This is a genomic window from Streptomyces sp. XY006, from assembly GCF_002237655.1.
GTDB lineage: Bacteria > Actinomycetota > Actinomycetes > Streptomycetales > Streptomycetaceae > Streptomyces > Streptomyces levis.
The window spans coordinates 114,660-132,742 of sequence record NZ_NOKT01000009.1 but is presented as its reverse complement, the minus strand read 5'-3'; the positions used below and the strand labels follow the sequence as shown (position 1 = coordinate 132,742).

Annotated in this window: 15 protein-coding genes; 10 read left to right on the top strand and 5 right to left on the bottom strand. The window is 72.7% G+C overall.

Features of this window, described 5'->3' with window-relative positions:
• Positions 1 to 6: 6 nt before the first annotated feature.
• The 7 genes from tal to CHR28_RS12745 are packed head-to-tail and all read left to right on the top strand — an operon-like array spanning position 7 to position 8,552.
• Positions 7 to 1,152, top strand: coding sequence for a transaldolase (gene tal / locus CHR28_RS12775; RefSeq protein ID WP_094053699.1), 1,146 nt, complete (start codon positions 7 to 9; stop codon positions 1,150 to 1,152).
• Positions 1,149 to 2,963, top strand: a complete 1,815-nt coding sequence (zwf, locus tag CHR28_RS12770) for a glucose-6-phosphate dehydrogenase (protein ID WP_094053698.1) — start codon at positions 1,149 to 1,151, stop codon at positions 2,961 to 2,963. The genes tal and zwf overlap by 4 nt, the downstream gene beginning before the upstream one ends.
• Positions 2,960 to 3,895 carry a glucose-6-phosphate dehydrogenase assembly protein OpcA gene (gene opcA / locus CHR28_RS12765; RefSeq protein WP_094053697.1) on the top strand — a complete coding sequence of 312 codons (936 nt, stop codon included), beginning with the start codon at positions 2,960 to 2,962 and terminating at the stop codon, positions 3,893 to 3,895. The genes zwf and opcA overlap by 4 nt, the downstream gene beginning before the upstream one ends.
• Positions 3,888 to 5,552: a glucose-6-phosphate isomerase gene (gene pgi, locus CHR28_RS12760; protein ID WP_094053696.1), complete on the top strand. Its 1,665-nt coding sequence runs from the start codon at positions 3,888 to 3,890 to the stop codon at positions 5,550 to 5,552. Before opcA ends, pgi begins: the two co-directional genes overlap by 8 nt.
• A 1-nt stretch (position 5,553) precedes the next feature.
• Positions 5,554 to 6,438 (top strand): phosphogluconate dehydrogenase (NAD(+)-dependent, decarboxylating), encoded by an 885-nt coding sequence (gene gnd, locus CHR28_RS12755; RefSeq protein ID WP_094053695.1) that lies wholly within the window; start codon positions 5,554 to 5,556, stop codon positions 6,436 to 6,438.
• A 3-nt stretch (positions 6,439 to 6,441) separates the two neighbouring features.
• Positions 6,442 to 7,026: a histidine phosphatase family protein gene (locus tag CHR28_RS12750; protein ID WP_094053694.1), complete on the top strand. Its 585-nt coding sequence runs from the start codon at positions 6,442 to 6,444 to the stop codon at positions 7,024 to 7,026.
• A 59-nt stretch (positions 7,027 to 7,085) separates the two neighbouring features.
• Positions 7,086 to 8,552 (top strand): membrane-associated oxidoreductase, encoded by a 1,467-nt coding sequence (locus CHR28_RS12745; protein ID WP_094053693.1) that lies wholly within the window; start codon positions 7,086 to 7,088, stop codon positions 8,550 to 8,552.
• On the opposite strand, the gene CHR28_RS12740 is transcribed toward CHR28_RS12745, so the two are convergent.
• Positions 8,539 to 10,335, bottom strand: a complete 1,797-nt coding sequence (locus CHR28_RS12740; protein WP_094053692.1) for a bifunctional sugar phosphate isomerase/epimerase/4-hydroxyphenylpyruvate dioxygenase family protein — start codon at positions 10,333 to 10,335, stop codon at positions 8,539 to 8,541. The genes CHR28_RS12745 and CHR28_RS12740 overlap by 14 nt on opposite strands.
• Before the next feature lie 58 nt (positions 10,336 to 10,393).
• A complete protein-coding gene (locus tag CHR28_RS12735) occupies positions 10,394 to 11,269 on the bottom strand; it encodes a shikimate dehydrogenase (protein ID WP_094053691.1) in 876 nt (291 codons plus the stop codon).
• A gap of 141 nt (positions 11,270 to 11,410) precedes the next feature.
• Between CHR28_RS12735 and CHR28_RS12730 the strand changes: the two genes are divergently transcribed.
• From CHR28_RS12730 to CHR28_RS12720, 3 genes are all read left to right on the top strand, one after another.
• Positions 11,411 to 12,076: a TetR/AcrR family transcriptional regulator gene (locus CHR28_RS12730; protein ID WP_094053690.1), complete on the top strand. Its 666-nt coding sequence runs from the start codon at positions 11,411 to 11,413 to the stop codon at positions 12,074 to 12,076.
• A 196-nt stretch (positions 12,077 to 12,272) separates the two neighbouring features.
• Positions 12,273 to 13,631 carry an MFS transporter gene (locus tag CHR28_RS12725; RefSeq protein WP_094053689.1) on the top strand — a complete coding sequence of 453 codons (1,359 nt, stop codon included), beginning with the start codon at positions 12,273 to 12,275 and terminating at the stop codon, positions 13,629 to 13,631.
• A gap of 180 nt (positions 13,632 to 13,811) precedes the next feature.
• Positions 13,812 to 15,053 (top strand): serine hydrolase domain-containing protein, encoded by a 1,242-nt coding sequence (locus tag CHR28_RS12720; protein ID WP_094053688.1) that lies wholly within the window; start codon positions 13,812 to 13,814, stop codon positions 15,051 to 15,053.
• Here the strand turns inward: CHR28_RS12720 and CHR28_RS12715 are convergent.
• The 3 genes from CHR28_RS12715 to ribA all read right to left on the bottom strand — a co-directional run bounded on the left by CHR28_RS12715 (position 15,050) and on the right by ribA (position 18,066).
• Complete coding sequence (locus CHR28_RS12715; RefSeq protein WP_094053687.1) at positions 15,050 to 16,207, bottom strand: saccharopine dehydrogenase family protein; 1,158 nt, start codon at positions 16,205 to 16,207, stop codon at positions 15,050 to 15,052. The genes CHR28_RS12720 and CHR28_RS12715 overlap by 4 nt on opposite strands.
• The gene (locus CHR28_RS12710) at positions 16,197 to 17,258 is read right to left on the bottom strand and encodes a saccharopine dehydrogenase (RefSeq protein ID WP_094053686.1); all 1,062 of its coding nucleotides are present in this window, start codon (positions 17,256 to 17,258) and stop codon (positions 16,197 to 16,199) included. Before CHR28_RS12710 ends, CHR28_RS12715 begins: the two co-directional genes overlap by 11 nt.
• A 148-nt stretch (positions 17,259 to 17,406) precedes the next feature.
• Positions 17,407 to 18,066 (bottom strand): GTP cyclohydrolase II, encoded by a 660-nt coding sequence (gene ribA / locus CHR28_RS12705; RefSeq protein ID WP_094053685.1) that lies wholly within the window; start codon positions 18,064 to 18,066, stop codon positions 17,407 to 17,409.
• Positions 18,067 to 18,083: the final 17 nt, after the last annotated feature.

Below are 18,083 nucleotides of genomic sequence, written 5' to 3'. Positions count from 1 at the left end.
AGGAAGATGATCACTGTGACCGAAGCAACCGCGAGCGCGGGAGCACTGCAGCGCCTGTCCGACGAGGGCGTGTCGATCTGGCTGGACGACCTGTCCCGCCGGCGGATCGAGTCCGGCGACCTGGCCGCGCTCGTCCGGACGAAGGGCGTCGTCGGCGTCACCACCAACCCGTCGATCTTCCAGGCCGCCATCGGCTCCGGCGAGGGCTACGAGGAGCAGCTCGCCGACCTGGCGGTGCGCGGCGTGACCGTCGACGAGGCCGTGCGGATGATGACGACCGCCGACGTCCGGGCCGCCGCCGACGTGCTGCGGCCGGTGTACGAGGCGACCGGCGGCCGGGACGGCCGGGTCTCCATCGAGGTCGACCCCCGCCTGGCGCACGACACGACGGCGACCGTCGCCGAGGCCAAGCAGCTGGCCTGGCTGGTGGACCGCCCCAACGTGATGATCAAGATCCCGGCGACGAAGGCCGGCCTGCCCGCGATCACAGAGGTGATCGGGGCGGGTATCAGTGTCAACGTGACCCTGATCTTCTCCCTGGAGCGCTACCGCGAGGTGCTGGACGCCTACCTCGCCGGCCTGGAGCGGGCGCGGGAGGCGGGCCGTGACCTGTCGGCCGTCCACTCGGTCGCGTCCTTCTTCGTCTCCCGGGTCGACGCCGAGATCGACAAGCGGCTGACGCTGCTGGGCACGGACGAGGCCCTCGCCTTGAAGGGCCGGGCGGCCCTGGCCAACGCGCGGCTCGCCTACGAGGCGTACGAGGAGGTCTTCGCCGGAGCGCGCTGGCAGGCCCTCAAGGAGGCCGGGGCGAACCGCCAGCGCCCCCTTTGGGCCTCCACCGGTGTGAAGGACCCCGCCTACAAGGACACCCTGTACGTGGACGGACTGGTCGCCCCCGGCACGGTCAACACCATGCCGGAGGCCACGCTGAACGCCGTCGCCGACCACGGCGACGTCCGGGGCGACACGGTCACCGGCGGGTACGACCGGGCCCGGGCGGACCTGGCGGCCGTTGAACGGCTCGGCATCGGGTACGACGAGGTGGTGCGGCGACTGGAGGACGAGGGAGTGGCCAAGTTCGAGGTGGCCTGGCAGGACCTGCTGGACGCGGTCACCAAGTCCTTGAACAGCGAGGGAGTTGACGCGGAATGAGCGAGGGCATCCCCCAGACGGCCGAGCAGGAGACGAAGGAGACCAAGGAGGACAAGGAGGCCCGGACGGCCCAGGAGGCGGCCGGGGTCGAGCAGACCGGCGTCGACGGCACGGCCGGGGCGGCGGACAGCGACCAGCCCGGCGACGCCGGCACGGCCGAAGCGACCGGAAGCGAGCAGGCCGGGAACGGCGGCTCGGACCAGGCGGCCGGAGGCGAGCAGGCCGGGGACGGCGGCTCGGCGGACGGTGGCTCGGCGGGTGCCGCCGCGGGTGCGGACCGCGGCGACGCCGACTTCGTCAACCCGCTGCGGGACCCGCGCGACCGCCGTCTGCCGAGGATCGCGGGCCCCTCCGGGCTGGTCATCTTCGGCGTGACCGGCGACCTGTCCCGCAAGAAGCTGATGCCGGCCGTGTACGACCTGGCCAACCGCGGCCTGCTGCCACCGGGCTTCTCGCTGGTGGGCTTCGCCCGCCGGGACTGGGAGGACCAGGACTTCGCGCAGGTCGTGCACGACGCGGTGCGCGAGCACGCCCGGACCCCGTTCCGCGAGGAGGTCTGGCAGCAGCTCGCCGAGGGCATGCGGTTCATCCCCGGCGACTTCGACGACGACACGGCGTTCAAGCAGCTGCGCTCCGCCGTGGAGGAGCTGGACGCCTCCCGGGGCACCAGCGGCAACTACGCCTTCTACCTCTCGGTGCCGCCGAAGTTCTTCCCGAAGGTCGTCCAGCAGCTGAAGAAGCACAAGCTGGCCGACGCCCCGGAGGGCTCCTGGCGCCGCGCGGTCATCGAAAAGCCGTTCGGGCACGACCTGGAGTCGGCCGAGGAGCTCAACCGGATCGTGCACGACGTGTTCGACCCGGAGCAGGTCTTCCGCATCGACCACTACCTCGGCAAGGAAACCGTCCAGAACCTGCTGGCGCTGCGCTTCGCCAACCAGATGTTCGAGCCGATCTGGAACCGGTCGTTCGTCGACCACGTGCAGATCACCATGGCCGAGGACATCGGCATCGGCGGCCGGGCCGGCTACTACGACGGCATCGGCGCCGCCCGTGACGTCATCCAGAACCACCTGCTCCAGCTGATGGCGCTCACCGCGATGGAGGAGCCGGCCGCCTTCGACGCCCCCTCGCTGCTGACCGAGAAGCTGAAGGTCCTCAAGGCCGTGCGGCTGCCGCAGGACCTGGGGCAGGGCACCGTGCGCGGGCAGTACGCGGCGGCCTGGCAGGGCGGCGCGAAGGTGCGCGGCTATCTGGAGGAGGACGGCATCGACCCGTCCTCCACGACCGACACCTACGCCGCGATCCGGCTCCAGGTCGACAACCGCCGCTGGGCCGGTGTCCCGTTCTACCTGCGCACCGGCAAGCGGCTGGGCCGACGGGTGACGGAGATCGCCGTCGTCTTCCAGCGGGCCCCGCACTCCCCCTTCGACTCCACGGCGACCGAGGAGCTCGGCTCCAACGCGATCGTCATCCGCGTCCAGCCGGACGAGGGCATGACGGTCCGCTTCGGCTCCAAGGTGCCGGGCACGTCCATGGAGATCCGGGACGTGACGATGGACTTCGCCTACGGCGAGTCCTTCACCGAATCGAGCCCCGAGGCGTACGAACGGCTGATCCTGGACGTCCTCCTGGGCGACGCCAACCTGTTCCCCCGTCACCAGGAAGTGGAAGAGTCCTGGAAGATCCTCGACCCGATCGAGCGGTACTGGGCCACGAACGGCCGGCCCGCGCAGTACGCCTCGGGCAGCTGGGGACCCGCGGAAGCCGACGAGATGCTCGCACGAGACGGACGGAGCTGGCGCAGGCCATGAAGATCGACCTGACCGACACCACGGCAAGCAAGATCAACAAGGCGCTGGTGCAGGGCCGCCGCGCCATCGGCACCCCGGCCGTGGGCATGGTCCTGACGATGGTGATCGTCACGGACGAGGAGAACGCCTACGACGCGATCAAGGCGGCCGAGGAGGCCTCGCACGAGCACCCCTCGCGCACCCTGGTCGTCATCAAGCGGCACGCCCGCACCCCGCGCGACCGCCAGTCCTCCCGGCTGGACGCCGAGGTCCGGGTGGGTGCCGACGCGGGCACCGGCGAGACGGTGATCCTGCGGACCTACGGCGAGGTCTCCGACCACGCCGACTCGGTCGTGCTGCCCCTGCTGCTGCCGGACGCCCCGGTGGTGGTGTGGTGGCCCGTCGACGCACCCGACGTGCCCTCGAAGGACCCGCTCGGGGCCCTGGCCCAGCGGCGGATCACCGACCTGTACGCCGTCGAGGACCCGCTGGGCACCCTGGAGCGGCGGGTCCGCTCCTACGCGCCCGGCGACACCGACCTGGCCTGGACCCGGCTGACGCCCTGGCGTTCGATGCTGGCGGCGGCACTCGACCAGGCCCGGGCCAAGGTGACCTCGGCGGCCGTGGAGGCCGAGGCCGAGAACCCGGCCGCCGAGCTGCTGGCCCGCTGGCTGGAGGCCCGGCTGCACGTGCGGGTGGACCGCGTGGTCACCGCCGGGCCGGTCGTGACGGCCGTGCGCCTGGGCACCGCGAACGGCGAGATCGTCATCGACCGCCCCGAGGGCCCGCTGGCCACGCTGAGCCTGCCGGGCCAGCCGTCCCGGACCCTCGCGCTGAAGGTCCGTGCCACCTCAGAACTCATCGCCGAGGAGCTGCGGCGCCTCGACGCGGACGAGATGTACGCCATCGCCCTGAACGGCGAGGCAACCGAGGAGACCCCCGCTCATGTCTGACTCCCCCGCCGGCTCGCCCCGGCTCACCCGGCGGCCCGAGTGGGCCGCCCTGGAAGACCACCGCGCCGACGCGCTGCCGCAGCCGGACCTGCGCAAGCTGTTCGAGACGGACCCGGGCCGCGCCGAACGCTACGTCGTGCGCGTCGGTGACCTGCGCATCGACTACTCCAAGCACCTGATCACCGACGAGACGCTGGCCCTGCTGCAGGAGCTGGCCGTCGCCACCGACGTGTTCGGGCTGCGGGACGCCATGTTCCGCGGCGAGCGGATCAACACCACCGAGAACCGGGCCGTGCTGCACACCGCGCTGCGGGCCCCGCGGGACGCGGTGGTCGAGGTCGACGGGGAGAACGTCGTCCCGGGTGTGCACGCGGTGCTCGACAAGATGGCCGCCTTCGCCGACCGGGTCCGCTCGGGCGAGTGGACGGGCCACACCGGCAAGCGCATCCGCAACGTCGTCAACATCGGCATCGGCGGCTCCGACCTGGGTCCCGCGATGGCCTACGAGGCGCTGCGGGCCTTCACGGACCGCTCGCTGACGTTCCGGTTCGTGTCGAACGTGGACGGATCCGACCTGCACGAGGCCGTGCGCGACCTGGACCCGGCGGAGACGCTGTTCATCGTCGCGTCCAAGACGTTCACCACGATCGAGACCATCACCAACGCGACCTCGGCGCGCTCCTGGCTGCTGGCGGGGCTCGGCGGCGACGAGAAGGCGGTGGCCCGGCACTTCGTGGCGCTGTCGACCAACGCCGAGAAGGTCGCCGGGTTCGGCATCGACGTCGACAACATGTTCGAGTTCTGGGACTGGGTCGGCGGCCGCTACTCGTACGACTCCGCGATCGGCCTGTCCCTGATGATCGCGATCGGCCCGGACCGCTTCCGGGAGATGCTCGACGGCTTCCGCATCGTCGACGAGCACTTCCGCAACGCCCCCGCCGAGGCCAACGCCCCGCTCATCATGGGCCTGCTGGGCATCTGGTACGGCAACTTCCACGACGCCCAGTCGCACGCCGTCCTGCCCTACAGCCACTACCTGTCCAAGTTCACCGCCTACCTCCAGCAGCTCGACATGGAGTCCAACGGCAAGTCGGTGGACCGCGACGGCAACCCGGTGGAGTGGCAGACGGGTCCGGTGGTGTGGGGCACGCCCGGCACCAACGGGCAGCACGCCTACTACCAGTTGATCCACCAGGGCACCAAGCTCATCCCGGCCGACCTGATCGGCTTCGCCCGGCCGGTCGCCGAGCTGAGCGACGAACTCAAGGCCCAGCACGACCTGTTGATGGCCAACCTGTTCGCGCAGGGCCAGGCGCTCGCCTTCGGCAAGACCGCCGAGGAGGTGCGCGCGGAGGGCGTGCCCGAGGAGCAGGTGCCGCACCGCACCTTCCGCGGCAACCACCCGACCACCACGATCCTGGCCACCGAACTGACCCCGTCGGTCCTCGGCCAGCTGGTCGCCCTCTACGAGCACAAGGTGTTCGTGCAGGGCGCCGTGTGGAACATCGACTCCTTCGACCAGTGGGGCGTCGAGCTCGGCAAGGTTCTCGCCAAGCGCGTCGAGCCCGCCCTGACCGAGGGCGCCGACGTCCCCGGCCTCGACCCGTCCACGGCCGCGCTGGTGGCCGCCTACCGCAATCTCCGGGAAGTGAACTGACATGCAGATCGGTCTTGTGGGTCTCGGCAAGATGGGCGGCAACATGCGCGAGCGCCTGCGCAACGCCGGCCACACGGTCATCGGCTACGACACCGACCCCGAGAAGTCGGACGTCGCCAGCCTCGCCGACCTGGTCAACGAGCTGGAAGCGCCCCGCACGGTCTGGGTCATGGTCCCGGCCGGCGATCCCACCCAGCACGTCATCGACCGTCTGGCGGACCTCCTCAAGCCGTACGACACGGTGGTCGACGGCGGCAACTCCCGCTGGACGGACGACGAGAAGCACGCCGAGGAGCTGAGCAAGCGCGGCATCGGCTTCGTCGACGCGGGCGTCTCCGGCGGCGTGTGGGGCCTGAAGAACGGCTACGCCCTGATGGTCGGCGGTGAGAAGGAGTACGTCGACCGGCTGCGGCCGATCTTCGACGCGCTCAAGCCGGAGGGCCCGTACGGCTTCGTCCACGCGGGCCGGGTCGGCGCCGGGCACTTCGCCAAGATGGTCCACAACGGCATCGAGTACGCCATGATGCAGGCCTACGCCGAGGGCTGGGAGCTGCTGGAGGCCGTGGACTCCGTGGACAACGTCCGCGAGGTGTTCCGCTCCTGGCAGGACGGCACCGTCATCCGCTCGTGGCTGCTCGACCTCGCGGTCAACGCGCTCGACGAGGACGAGCACCTGGAGAACCTGCGCGGCTACGCCCAGGACTCGGGCGAGGGGCGCTGGACGGTGGAGGCGGCGATCGACAACTCCGTGCCGCTGCCTGCCATCACCGCTTCCCTGTTCTCCCGGTTCGCCTCCCGGCAGGACGACTCGCCGCAGATGAAGATGATCGCGGCGCTGCGCAACCAGTTCGGCGGCCACGCCGTCGAGTCCGCGAAGAAGGCGTAGCACGTGGGCGATCTGCTGCTGGTCCGCCACGGCGAGACGGAGTGGAGCCGGAGCGGACAGCACACCAGCTTCACCGACCTGCCCCTCACCCCGCGCGGTGAGGAGCAGGCCGGGTCACTGGCCCCGCTCCTGGCGGACCGTCCCTTCGCCCTGGTCCTCACCAGCCCCCTCGCCCGCGCGGTGCGCACCGCCGCGCTCGCGGGGCTGAAGGCGACCGGGGTGGACCCCGATCTGCACGAGTGGCACTACGGCGCCTACGAGGGCGTCACCACCGAGGAGATTCACCGCACCCGTCCCGACTGGGACCTGTGGACCGACGGGGCCCCGCCCGGGCCCGACGGACCCGGGGAGTCCCCCGAGGAGGTCGGCAAGCGTGCCGACCGGGTGCTGGCCCGGGTGGCCGGGGCGCTGCCCGAGGGCGATGTGGCGCTGGTGGCGCACGGCCACTTCCTCCGCGTCCTGACGGCCCGCCGGCTGGGCCTGCCGCCATCGGAGGGGCGGTTGTTCCGGCTGGAGACGGGCACGGTCTGCCGGCTGTCGACCGAGCACGGCCGGCCCGTGATCGCGGAGTGGAACACCAGGGCGTAACCGGCCCCGGCCGGAGGTGAGTTGACAGCCTCCGGCCGGGACCACCAGAGTCCCCGTCGATGCAGATCGACGACATGACGCCCGCCGAGGAGCGGGTGTGGCGCGCCTTCCCGCGCGGGCAGGGCGTGGACTTCCGCACCGCCGCGGACGACGACCCGGCACGAGGCGCCGCCTGGGCACCCGACCGGACCGTACGGGCGTCCGTGCTGCGGGCCCTGCTGCTGAGCGCCCCGCAGGAGGACGGGGAGACGGCCGCGCTCCGGCTGGCAGGGGCGCGGATCACCGGCGAACTCCTCCTCCAGTACGCCGACATCGACCACGCCGTGCGTCTGAGCGACTGCTTCTTCGAGGACACGCCCGTGCTGTACGCGGCGCGGCTGCGCCAGCTCAGCCTGCGCGGTTCCGTCCTGCCCGCACTGCGGGCCGAGAATCTGCGCGTGGACGGCGTCCTGCGGCTGACCGACTGCCGGTTCGAGGGGCCCGTCCGGCTCGGCGGGGCGCAGATCGCCGGGGCGCTGTTCCTGGACGGGGCCGACGTGGGCGCTCCGCCCGCCGGGCAGCCCGCGCTCCAGCTCAACCACGTCACCATCGGCGACGGTCTGTCCGCGCCGGGACTGCGCACCCGCGGGGAGATCCGCCTGAGCGGCGCGTCGACCGCCGGCAGCGTCGACCTGAGCGGGGCGCGGCTGGACGCCGGGCCGGACACGGCCGCGCTCGACGCGGTCACCCTCACCGTGGAGGGCGACGTCCTGTTGCGTGAGGCGGAGGTGCACGGCTGGATCGGCCTGCGCGGCGCCCGTATCGCGGGACGGCTGGACTTCTCCCGCGCCCGTCTGGCGCAGCCCGGTGACACGGCGCTGCGGGCGAGCAGTTGCACGATCGGGGAGCTGTGGCTGCGCGGCGGCCCGCCGGTGTCGGGCGCGCTCAACCTGCGCCGCGCCCACGTGGACGTGCTGTTCCTGGAACCGGACGTGGTGCCCGGGGAGGTCCTGCTCGACAGCCTCGTCTACACCTCCCTCACCCCGCACGAACCCGCCGAGCGGCGCCTGGCGATGCTGGAGCGGGACCGCGAGGGCTATGTCCCGCACGCCTACGAGCAGTTGACCGCGGCCTACCGCCGGATCGGCGACGACGACGCCGCCCGCCTGGTCCAGCTCGCCAAGCAGCGCCGCCGGCGCGCCACCCTGCCGTGGTACGGCAGGCTGTGGGGCCGCGTGCAGGACGCCACCGTCGGCTACGGCTTCCGCCCGCTGCGCGCGGCGGGCTGGCTGGTGTCACTGCTGCTGACGGGCTCCGTCGCCTACGCCCTGCACCACCCCGAGCCGCTGAAGCCGGGCGAGGCCCCCGAGTTCAACCCGGTCTTCTACACCCTCGACCTGCTCCTGCCGGTGATCTCCTTCGGGCAGGAGGGCGCATTCGCCCCCACCGGCTGGTACCAGTGGCTCTCCTACGCCCTCGTCCTCACCGGCTGGATCCTCGCCACCACCGTCGTCACCGGCGTCACCCGGACTGTCAGCCGCCAGTGAGCCCCCGCACCGCGTGCTGTGCCGCCAGCCGCACCGGCGCGTTGGCGGCGCCGTAGCCCCGGTAGCCGCCCTCGCGCTGGACCAGTTCGAAGAAGACCCGGCCGACCGTGCGCGTGTAGCAGTGCCGGAACACGCCGTCGGCGTCGCGGTCGTAGAGGATGCCGAGGTCGCGGTAGGTCTCCAGCTCGCCTTCGGCGAACTCGAAGCGGGCGGCGAGGTCGTCGTAGTAGTTGGCGGGGACCGGCAGCAGGCCGCCACCGGCCTCGCGGAAGCGGCGGGCCGCGGTGACCACGTCGTCGGTGGCCAGGGCGATGTGCTGCGCGTGGACGGTGTCGTCGGTCGGCGCGGCACCGACGGTCAGGACGATCCGCACACCGCCGTCGGCACTGGTGACGGCCCGGCTGCGCAGCAGCCCGTAGGGGTCGGCCACGTCCACGCTCTCGCGTGCGTCCAGGCCGAGCACGCCGCGGTGGAACAGGGCCGCCTCGTCGAAGTGGTGCCAGGGCTGGGTGAGGGCGAGGTGGTCGATGCCCCGGACGCCGCCGCCGGTGGCGGGCCGGCCGGTGTCCTCGAAGTCGGCGCGCCAGCCGGGCGGTCCGGACCCGTCGCCGGCGCAGAAGAACAGCTCCGTGCCGTCCGGGGCGGCGACCGCCTCCAGCGCGGCGTCCTCGGCCGCCCGGCGGCGTGGCAGCACGGGTGCGAGCAGCGCCTCGGCCCGGCGGGCCGCCCCGGCCGGGTCCGGTGACTCCAGCCCGATCGCGGCGAGCTGGGCGCCGTCGCGACGGACAGCGGGGCCGGTGTTGACGAGGATCCGGGCGTCGCCCTGCTCCCACAGGGCGACGGGCTTGCCGCGGTGCCGTGCGGTGCGGGTGAAGCCCAGGGCCCGCAGCAGGGCGGTGAGGGGCTCCGCGTCGGGCGTGACCAGCTCGGCGAAGGCGACCCCGGTCGGCACGACGGGCTCCGGCAGGGCCGCGCGTCCCACCGTCTCCTGCAGGAGCAGCAGGGAGCGCCGGGCGTCGACGGCGGTCGGTCCGGCCTCGGCCTGCCGGAACACGTCGTTGAACACCTCCAGGGACAGCGGCCCGTCGTAACCGGCGGCCAGCACGTGCCGTACCAGGCCCGCCACGTCGAAGCCGCCCTGGCCGGGGAAGCAGCGGTAGTGGCGGCTCCACTGCAGGACGTCCATGGCGAGCAGCGGGGCGTCGGCGAGCTGGAGGAAGAAGATCTTCTCGCCGGGGATGTCCTCGATGCCCCGGGGGTCCGAGCCGCGCGAGAGGATGTGGAAGCTGTCCAGGCAGGTGCCGAGCGCCGGGTGCCCGGCCGTCTCGACGATGCGCCAGGCGTGGTCGTAGGTGCTGACGTGCCGGCCCCACGCCAGGGCCTCGTAGGCCACGCGGACGCCGAACTCGCGGGCGGTGTCGGCGAGCCGGCTGAGCTGCTCGGCGGCGAGGGCGTCGTCGTCCACCGTGTGCGGGGAGACGCTGGAGCAGACGAGGACCGTGTCGGCGCCGAGCCTGCGCATCAGCTCGAACTTGTGCCGGGCGCGGCGCAGGTTGCGGGCGAACTCGGCCTCGGGCACGGCCTCGACGTCCCGCATCGGCTGGTACAGGTCGATGCTCAGGCCCAGGTCGGCGCAGCGGGCCCGGATCTCCTCGGGGGTGAGGGGGCTGGCCAGCAGGTCGTTCTCGAAGATCTCCACGCCGTCGAAACCGGCCCGGGCGGCGGCGTCGAGCTTCTCGGTGAGGGATCCGCTGAGGGAGACAGTGGCGATGGACGTACGCAACGTCGGTGTCCCTTCGGGCTGGTGCCTGTCGTTCGGATCACGGCGCAGACGGCAGGCCCTAGCGGGGTGCGCCGACGGCGCCGGCCAGCTCGGTCAGGTCCGCCAGCATCCGGGGGGCGTCGGGTTCCCGCCCGGTGAACAGGCGGAACGCGTCGGCGGCCTGGAAGGCGGCCATCCCGCCGCCGTCGAGGGTGGCGCAGCCCAGCGCGCGGGCCGTGCGCAGCAGTTCTGTCTCCAGCGGGCGGTAGACCACCTCGGCGACCCACAGCCCCGGGTGGAGCAGGGCGGCGGGCAGGGGCAGGCCGGGGTGGGCGGCCATGCCGGTGGGGGTGGCGTGGACCAGGCCGTCCGCCCGCGCGAGCAGCCGCGCCTGCCGGTCCGGGGACGCGGCGGCGGCCCGGCCCTCGCCGAAGGCGCGGTTCAGGGCGCCGGCGAGGGCCGCGGCCCGGTCGGGCAGGGCGTCGACGACGGTGATCCGCCCGGCGCCGAGGGTGAGCAGGGCGTGCGCGACGGCCGCGCCCGCGCCGCCCGCGCCGAGCTGCACGACCCGGTCCAGCGGCGCGTCGGGCAGGCCGCGGGCGAAGGAGGCGGCGAAGCCGGTGACGTCGGTGTTGTGGCCGACGGCCCGGCCGTCCTCGAAGACGACGGTGTTGACCGCGCCCAGCGCCTCGGCCTGCGGGGAGAGGGCGTCCAGGTGGTCCAGGACGAGCTGCTTGCAGGGGTGGGTGATGTTGAGCCCGTCGAACCCCAGGTCGCGGGCGGCCCGCACCAGGTCGCCCACGGCCTCGGGCGGCACCCCGAGGGGGTCGATGTCGATGAGCCGGTACAGCATCCGCAGCCCCTGGCGGTCGGCCTCCCGCTCGTGCAGCGCCGGGCTGAGCGACGGACCGATCCCGGAACCGATCAGTCCGGCCAGATACGAGTCCTTGGGCACGCGCGCCTCCCGAGCGGCTCACTAATGTACGAACCAGTACGTTAGCTATATCAGCCGAGCTCGGGCTCGGGAAGACCCCCGGCCGGCCGGGCCCCTGCTTCTACAATCACCGGCACCGGACCCTCCGCCCGAAGGAACCTGATGACCAGCGTCGAAGAACCGGCACGTCCCGGCGAGCGCATCCGTGACGCCGCCCGCACCCGGGCCGAGATCCTCGACGTCGCCACGCAGGAGTTCGCCCGGGCCGGGTACGACGGGGCCCGGGTCGACGAGATCGCCGCCCGCACGCGCACCACGAAGCGGATGATCTACTACTACTTCGGGGGCAAGGAGCAGCTGTTCACCGCCGTGCTGGAGCGGGCGTACGGAGTCATCCGGGAGGCGGAGCAGCAGCTCGACGTCGACCACCTCGACCCCGTGGCGGCGATCCGGCGCCTGGCCGAGCTGACCTTCGACCACCACGAGCAGCACCCCGACTTCATCCGCCTGGTCAGCATCGAGAACATCCACGAGGCGCACCACATCGCCGGATCCGAGAAGCTCGGCAGGATCGGCTCCCCCGCCCTCGACGTGATCCGCCGGATCCTGGCGTCGGGCCGGGCGTCCGGCCTCTTCACGGCCGACGTCGACGCCGTCGACCTGCACGCGATGATCTCCTCGTTCTGCTTCTTCCGGGTCTCCAACCGGCACACCTTCGGCGCCCTGTTCGGCCGCGACCTGCTCGACGAGGGGCAGCGCGCCCACTACCGCGCCATGCTCGGCGACATGGTGATCGCCTACCTGACGGCGGAGCGCACGGCGGACTGAACGCCCGCGCACGACCCCACGCACACCCCCGCGCACGACCCCTTGACACCGGCGACACTCGGGCGCAGCATCACTGGCCATCCCCTACTAACTACCCAGTGGGTTAATTGGCCGCGATCCGGCACGTCCCCCTCTGCTCGTCACCTTGCTCGTCCGTGCCCGCTCCGCCCATGGTGGAGCCCCCTAAGGAGCCGCCGTGTCCGTCCCCGCCACGCCCCGAGGGGCCGCCGCCCCGCCCGGTCAGCCCAGGAAAGCCGCCACCGCCGCCTGGATCGGCAGCGCGCTGGAGTACTACGACTTCTTCATCTACGGCAGCGCCGCCGCGCTGATCTTCCCCGAGGTGTTCTTCGACGAGTCCGACCCGGCCACGGCGACCCTGCTGTCGCTGGCCACGTTCGGCGTCGCCTACGCGGCCCGTCCGGTCGGCGCGCTGGTCCTCGGTCACGTCGGCGACCGGCTCGGCCGCAAGAAGATCATGGTCTTCACGCTGATGCTGATGGGCCTGTCCACGTTCCTGATCGGCTGTCTGCCGACCCGGGACCAGGTCGGCACCCTCGCTCCGGTGCTGCTGGTGCTGTGCCGGGTGCTGCAGGGCATCTCGGCCGCGGGCGAGCAGGCCAGCGCCAACTCCATGACGCTGGAACACGCGCCACCGCACCGGCGCGGCTTCTTCACCAGCTTCACGCTCAGCGGCACCCAGGGCGGTCAGCTGCTGGCCACGCTGGTCTTCATCCCGGTCGCCGCGCTGCCCGAGGAGCAGCTGCTGTCCTGGGGCTGGCGGGTGCCGTTCTGGCTGAGCGTCGCGGTCGCCGTCGCCGGCTGGGTCATCCGGCGCAAGCTGGACGAGACACCGGCGTTCGCCCGGCAGGCGGCCCAGGAGGGCGTCGTGAAGATGCCGCTGCTGGTCCTGGTGCGCGAGCACTGGGCGGACGTGCTGCGGGTGATCGCGGGGGCGCTCGTCGCCTCCGTCAGCACGATCTTCACGGTGTGGGCGCTGGCGTACGCCACGAGCGACGCGGTCGGCATGTCCCGTACGGCCATGCTGTGGGTGGGTGCCCTGGCCAATGTCGTCGCGCTCGCCGCGATCCCGCTGTGGGCCACGCTCTCCGACCGGATCGGCCGCCGCCCGGTGTTCCTGATCGGCGCGGCCGGCAGCGCGGTGACGATGTTCCTGTACCTGTGGGCGGTCTCCACGGGTTCCTACCCGCTGGTCTTCCTGACGGGCGTCCTGTGCTTCGGCGTGGTCTACAGCGCGGCGAACGGGGTGTGGCCCGCCTTCTACGGCGAGATGTTCGCGACCCGTGTGCGGCTGTCGGGCGTGGCCATCGGCACGCAGATCGGGTTCGCGGCGGCCGGTTTCGCGGTGACCTTCGCGGCGCGGATCGCCGGGCCGGACGGGGACGACTGGTCGGCGGTGGCCCTGTTCACGGCGGCGCTGTGCGTGCCGCCGGTGATCGCGGCACTGTCGGCCCGGGAGACCCACCGGGTGCCGACCGAGGCGCTGGGCGAGCGCACGGTGCGTCCGGCGGCCCGCCCCGACCAGGTGACCGTCTGACGGCCGCTGCCGCCGGGTGCGGGGCGTGGGAGCCGTGAGCGGCTCCCACGCCCCTTTTCGACGTCGTCGCGTTCACGCACCGATTCCTGGGCGATCATGAAGGGTTCCTGCAGCAGGATGGGATCGCAGGCGGCGGGGTATGCCGGATCTCACCCCGACGAGCGCGACGGAGGAAGAACCATGGCACCACTGCGAGAAGAGGTCGAACCGGCCGAGGCGGGGCTTGACCCGCGGGTGCTGGAGCGTCTGGACCGGCACTTCGCCCGGTTCGTCGACGAGGGGCGGCTGCCCGGCTTCCTCGTCTCGATCGCCCGCGGCGGACGCGTCGCCCACCTCGCCACGCACGGCTCGCGCGACATCGCGGCCGGGCTCCCCGTCGAGCCCGACACGCTGTGGCGGGTCTACTCCATGACGAAACCGGTCACCGCGGTCGCCGCGCTGCTGCTCGTGGAGGAGGGCCGGCTGTCGCTGGACGACCCGGTCGCCGACCATCTGCCGGCCTTCGCCGAGCCGCGGGTCTACGCCGGCGGCTCGGCCGACGACGTGCGGACGCGCCCGGCCGCGGGCCCCATACTCGTGCGGCACCTGCTGACCCACACCTCGGGTCTCACCTTCGGCTTCTACCACTCCCACCCCGTCGACGCCCTGTACCGCCGGGCCGGTCTGGAATCGTCCGTGCCGCCGGGCGCGGACCTGGCCGAGACCATCGAGGTGTACGCGAGCCTGCCCCTGCAGTTCGAGCCCGGCACCGAGTGGAACTACTCGGTGGCCAGCAACGTCCTCGGCCGTGTCATCGAGGTCGTCTCCGGCCGGCCGCTGGACGCGTTCTGCGCCGAGCGGATCTTCGGGCCCCTCGGCATGACCGACGCGGGCTTCCACGTCACCGACGAACAGGCACCGCGACTGTCGGAGATGTACGGCGAGAAGGAGGGCGGCGGCATCGAGCCGATCCCCGGGCTGCCGCTGCGGGGCCGGCCGCGGTTCCTGTCGGGCAGCGGGGGCATGGTGTGCTCGGCCCACGACTACCACCGCTTCATGGAGTTGCTGCGCCGCCGGGGCGAACTGGACGGCGTGCGGCTGCTCAGCCCGCAGAGCGTGGACCTGATGAGCCGCAACCACTTGCCGGGCGGCGCCGACCTGCGCGCCTTCGGCAGCCGCCCCGTCCACGACGAGCCCGGCAACGAGGGGATGGGCTTCGGCTTCAACTGCTCGGTGGTGATCGACCCGAGCCGTACGCAGGTGCCGTCCGGGCTCGGTGCCTTCGGCTGGAGCGGGGTGGCCACGACGACGTTCTGGGTGGACCCGGGCCGCGACCTGACGGTGCAGTTCATGACGCAGGTGCGGCCCAGGACCTCGCACACGGTCTTCAAGGACCTCAAGCGGCTGGTGCACGAGGCCCTGACGGGCCCCGTCCCCGGCTAGCGGTCGACGCGGAGCGCGAACTCGACTCCGTCGCGGGCGAGTTCCCGCAGCCACTGCCGCGACCGGGCCGCCGTCTCGGCCGCGCGGTTCAGGCCCGGCGGCAGGGAGCCGTCCAGGACGTGGCGGACGCCCAGGGCGAGGGTGCGCGAGACGCAGCGGGCCATCGCGCTCTCCCGGGCGTCACCCACCAGGTCCAGCAGGTAGCCGCCGGACCAGCTCTCCCCCGTGGCGGACCGCACGTCCAGGGAGACGGCGAGGACGACCCGGTCCCGGTCGTCGTCCGTGGTCGGATACCTGGCGGCCAGTTCCCGGGCCAGTTCGGCGATCCGGGTGTCGTCGCCCCGCTTCAGCTCCTCGAACACGGCGTCCCAGGCGCGCAGCCAGCCCTCCAGACGCAGGGTGCCCCGGACGAACGTCCGCGCCGACCAGGCCTCCGGCAGCCCGTACTGCGCGACGAAGGGGACGCTGTCGCGGTTGGGATAGACCTCGAACGTCTCCCCGTCGACCACATGCCGCCGGGTCGCCTCCCAGGGGCGCTCGGCGACCGTCTCGGCGCCGTCGTCGATGTAACGCGCCGGGGAGCGCAGGGCGTTGAGGACGCCGGCGGGTGCCCAGCTGAAGCGGTAGGTGAAGTCGTTCGGCTCGGCGGGGACGCCGCCGCAGTACGACGTGAGGGAGTACGAGGCGGGCGTTTCGTCGCCGATCGCGTCCCGGGCCCGGGCGACGAGGTCGTGCGCGAAGAGGTGGTCGATGCCCGGGTCGAGTCCGGCCTCGGTGAGGACGACGACCCCGGCCTTCTCGGCGGCGGGCACCTGCTCCAGCACCGCCTCCGACACATAGCTGGAGCAGGCGAAGTGGGCCCCCAGCCGGACGCACTCGGCGAGCAGCGGCGCGTGCTCCGGCGCCGGCAGCATGGACACCACGACATCGCCGGGCGCCAGTTCGGCGGCGAGCGCGGACAGCGTGTAGGCGCGCGGCTCGGCCCGTCCGGCCAGGCCCAGCCGGCCCAGGGCGTCGGCGGCGCGGCTCTCGGTGCGGTGCCACAGCCGTACGTGCTCGGCGCTGTCGCACAGCGCGGCCAGCCCGCTGCCGGTGGACAGGCCCGCGCCGATCCAGTGGACGGTGCCGCTCGCGGGTACCGGGTCAGTGGTCAAGGTCGTCCCCCTTGTCGAAGCCGTACTCACGGCCGGCCTGACGGAACCGGTCCAGGCAGCGCCCCCAGGGCCCGGTGACGCCGAAGTCGAGCAGATGGGGCAGCAGGGCGGCCGAGAAGTCGGTGCTGGACTCCAGCGGCAGCAGGGAGGGCAGGTTGTCGATGGCGATCAGGTCCAGCGGCGGCTGATCGCGCAGGCGCCGCGCCGGCTCGTCCCAGCTGGTGGTCTCGTCGTACACCGGCAGGACGTTGAGCGGCGAGCCGACGTCGCACGTCACGTCGCACAGGGTGCGCAGACGGCGCTCGGGGGCGTCGAGGTCCTGCTCGCGCAGGAAGGGCGGGACGGGGCTGGTGGCGAGCACCGCGTTCACCATGACGTCGTGCCGCAGCAGGGCCGCGCGGTCCAGGTCGCGGGTCTCGGCGAGGTCCCAGCAGGTGGGGTCCACGCCGGCGGTGGCGAAGGCGGTCCGGGCGCCGCGTCCGCTGCGTCCCAGCGCGCCGACGACCAGGCCGGTGAAGTCGGGGCCGGCGCCGGCGGGCTCGAGGGTCTCGTCCAGCTCGGCCTTGGTCGTGGGGACGAGCGGCGCCCGCAGCCGGCCCCGGTGCCGCAGCACCGCCAGGGCGGCGCCCAGGTAGCCGGCCCAGAAGCCGAAGGCGGCGAGGCGCCGCCCGGAGTCGTCCACCAGATACTCCAGGTCGAACAGCGTCCCGCCGCCGGCGGCGAAGCGGCCCAGCAGGTCCGCCGCTCCCGGCTGGCCCTTGTAGGCGTGGCCGAAGAAGATGTGACGGTGCGTCAGCGCGGCTGGCTCGCCGGGCAGTTCCTTCAGGCCGAGCACGACGGCGTCCCGCGGGGCCGACTCCCAGGAGCCCGCGGGGGCGACGCGGCAGCCGGCCGCCTCGTACTCCTCGATCGGGAAGACCCGCTGCGGGGACTCCTCGACGGTCAGTTCCACTCCGTTGTCGACCAGGCGCCGGGCGTCGTCGGGCACGACGGGCGTGCGGCGCTCGGTCGTTCGGGCCTCGTGGCGCAGCCACAGATGGAGCTCGGTCATACCGGGTGAGCCTCCGGACGTGAGGCGCCGGCCGCTCCGGGCCGGCGCTCAAGGGGCGGACGTTCACGAAGCGTACGCGGCCCGACTACGGGTCGCGTACGGATTCGCCCAGGTCACGTCGTGGGGCACCGGCACGGGGCCCGGCGTCTCAGGAGGAGCTGACCACCGCGTCCAGGTGGGGCAGGTGGTGGTCGAGGCGCTCCCGCTTGGTGCGCAGATAGGTGATGTTGCTCTCGCACGGCGGGATCAGCAGCGGCACCTGCTCGGCGACGCTGATGCCGTGGTCCACCAGCGCCTCGCGCTTGCGCGGGTTGTTGGACATCAGGCGCACCGAGCGCACGCCCAGGTCGTCCAGGATGCGGGCGGCCACGCCGTAGTCGCGGGCGTCGACCGGCAGACCGAGCGCGAGGTTGGCCTCGACGGTGTCCAGGCCCTCCGCCTGCAGGGCCATCGCGCGCAGCTTGGCGAGCAGGCCGATGCCGCGGCCCTCGTGCCCTCGGAGGTAGACGACGACACCGGCGCCCTCGGCGACCACCGCGCGCAGGGCGGCGTCCAACTGGTCGCCGCACTCGCAGTGCTGGGAGCCGAAGGCGTCACCGGTGAGGCACTCCGAGTGCAGCCGGACGAGGACACCGTCGGTGCCGAGTTCACCATGGACGAGCGCGACCTGTTCGTCACCGCGGTCGTGGTCCATGTAGCCGATCGCCTGGAATGCGCCGTACACGGTGGGCAAGGGTGCATTCACGACGCGTTCCACGCCGGTGCGCTGCGGTGACTTCTTGCCGAGTACGCCTATTTTTTCTGTCATGATTCTCGAGTTCCTAA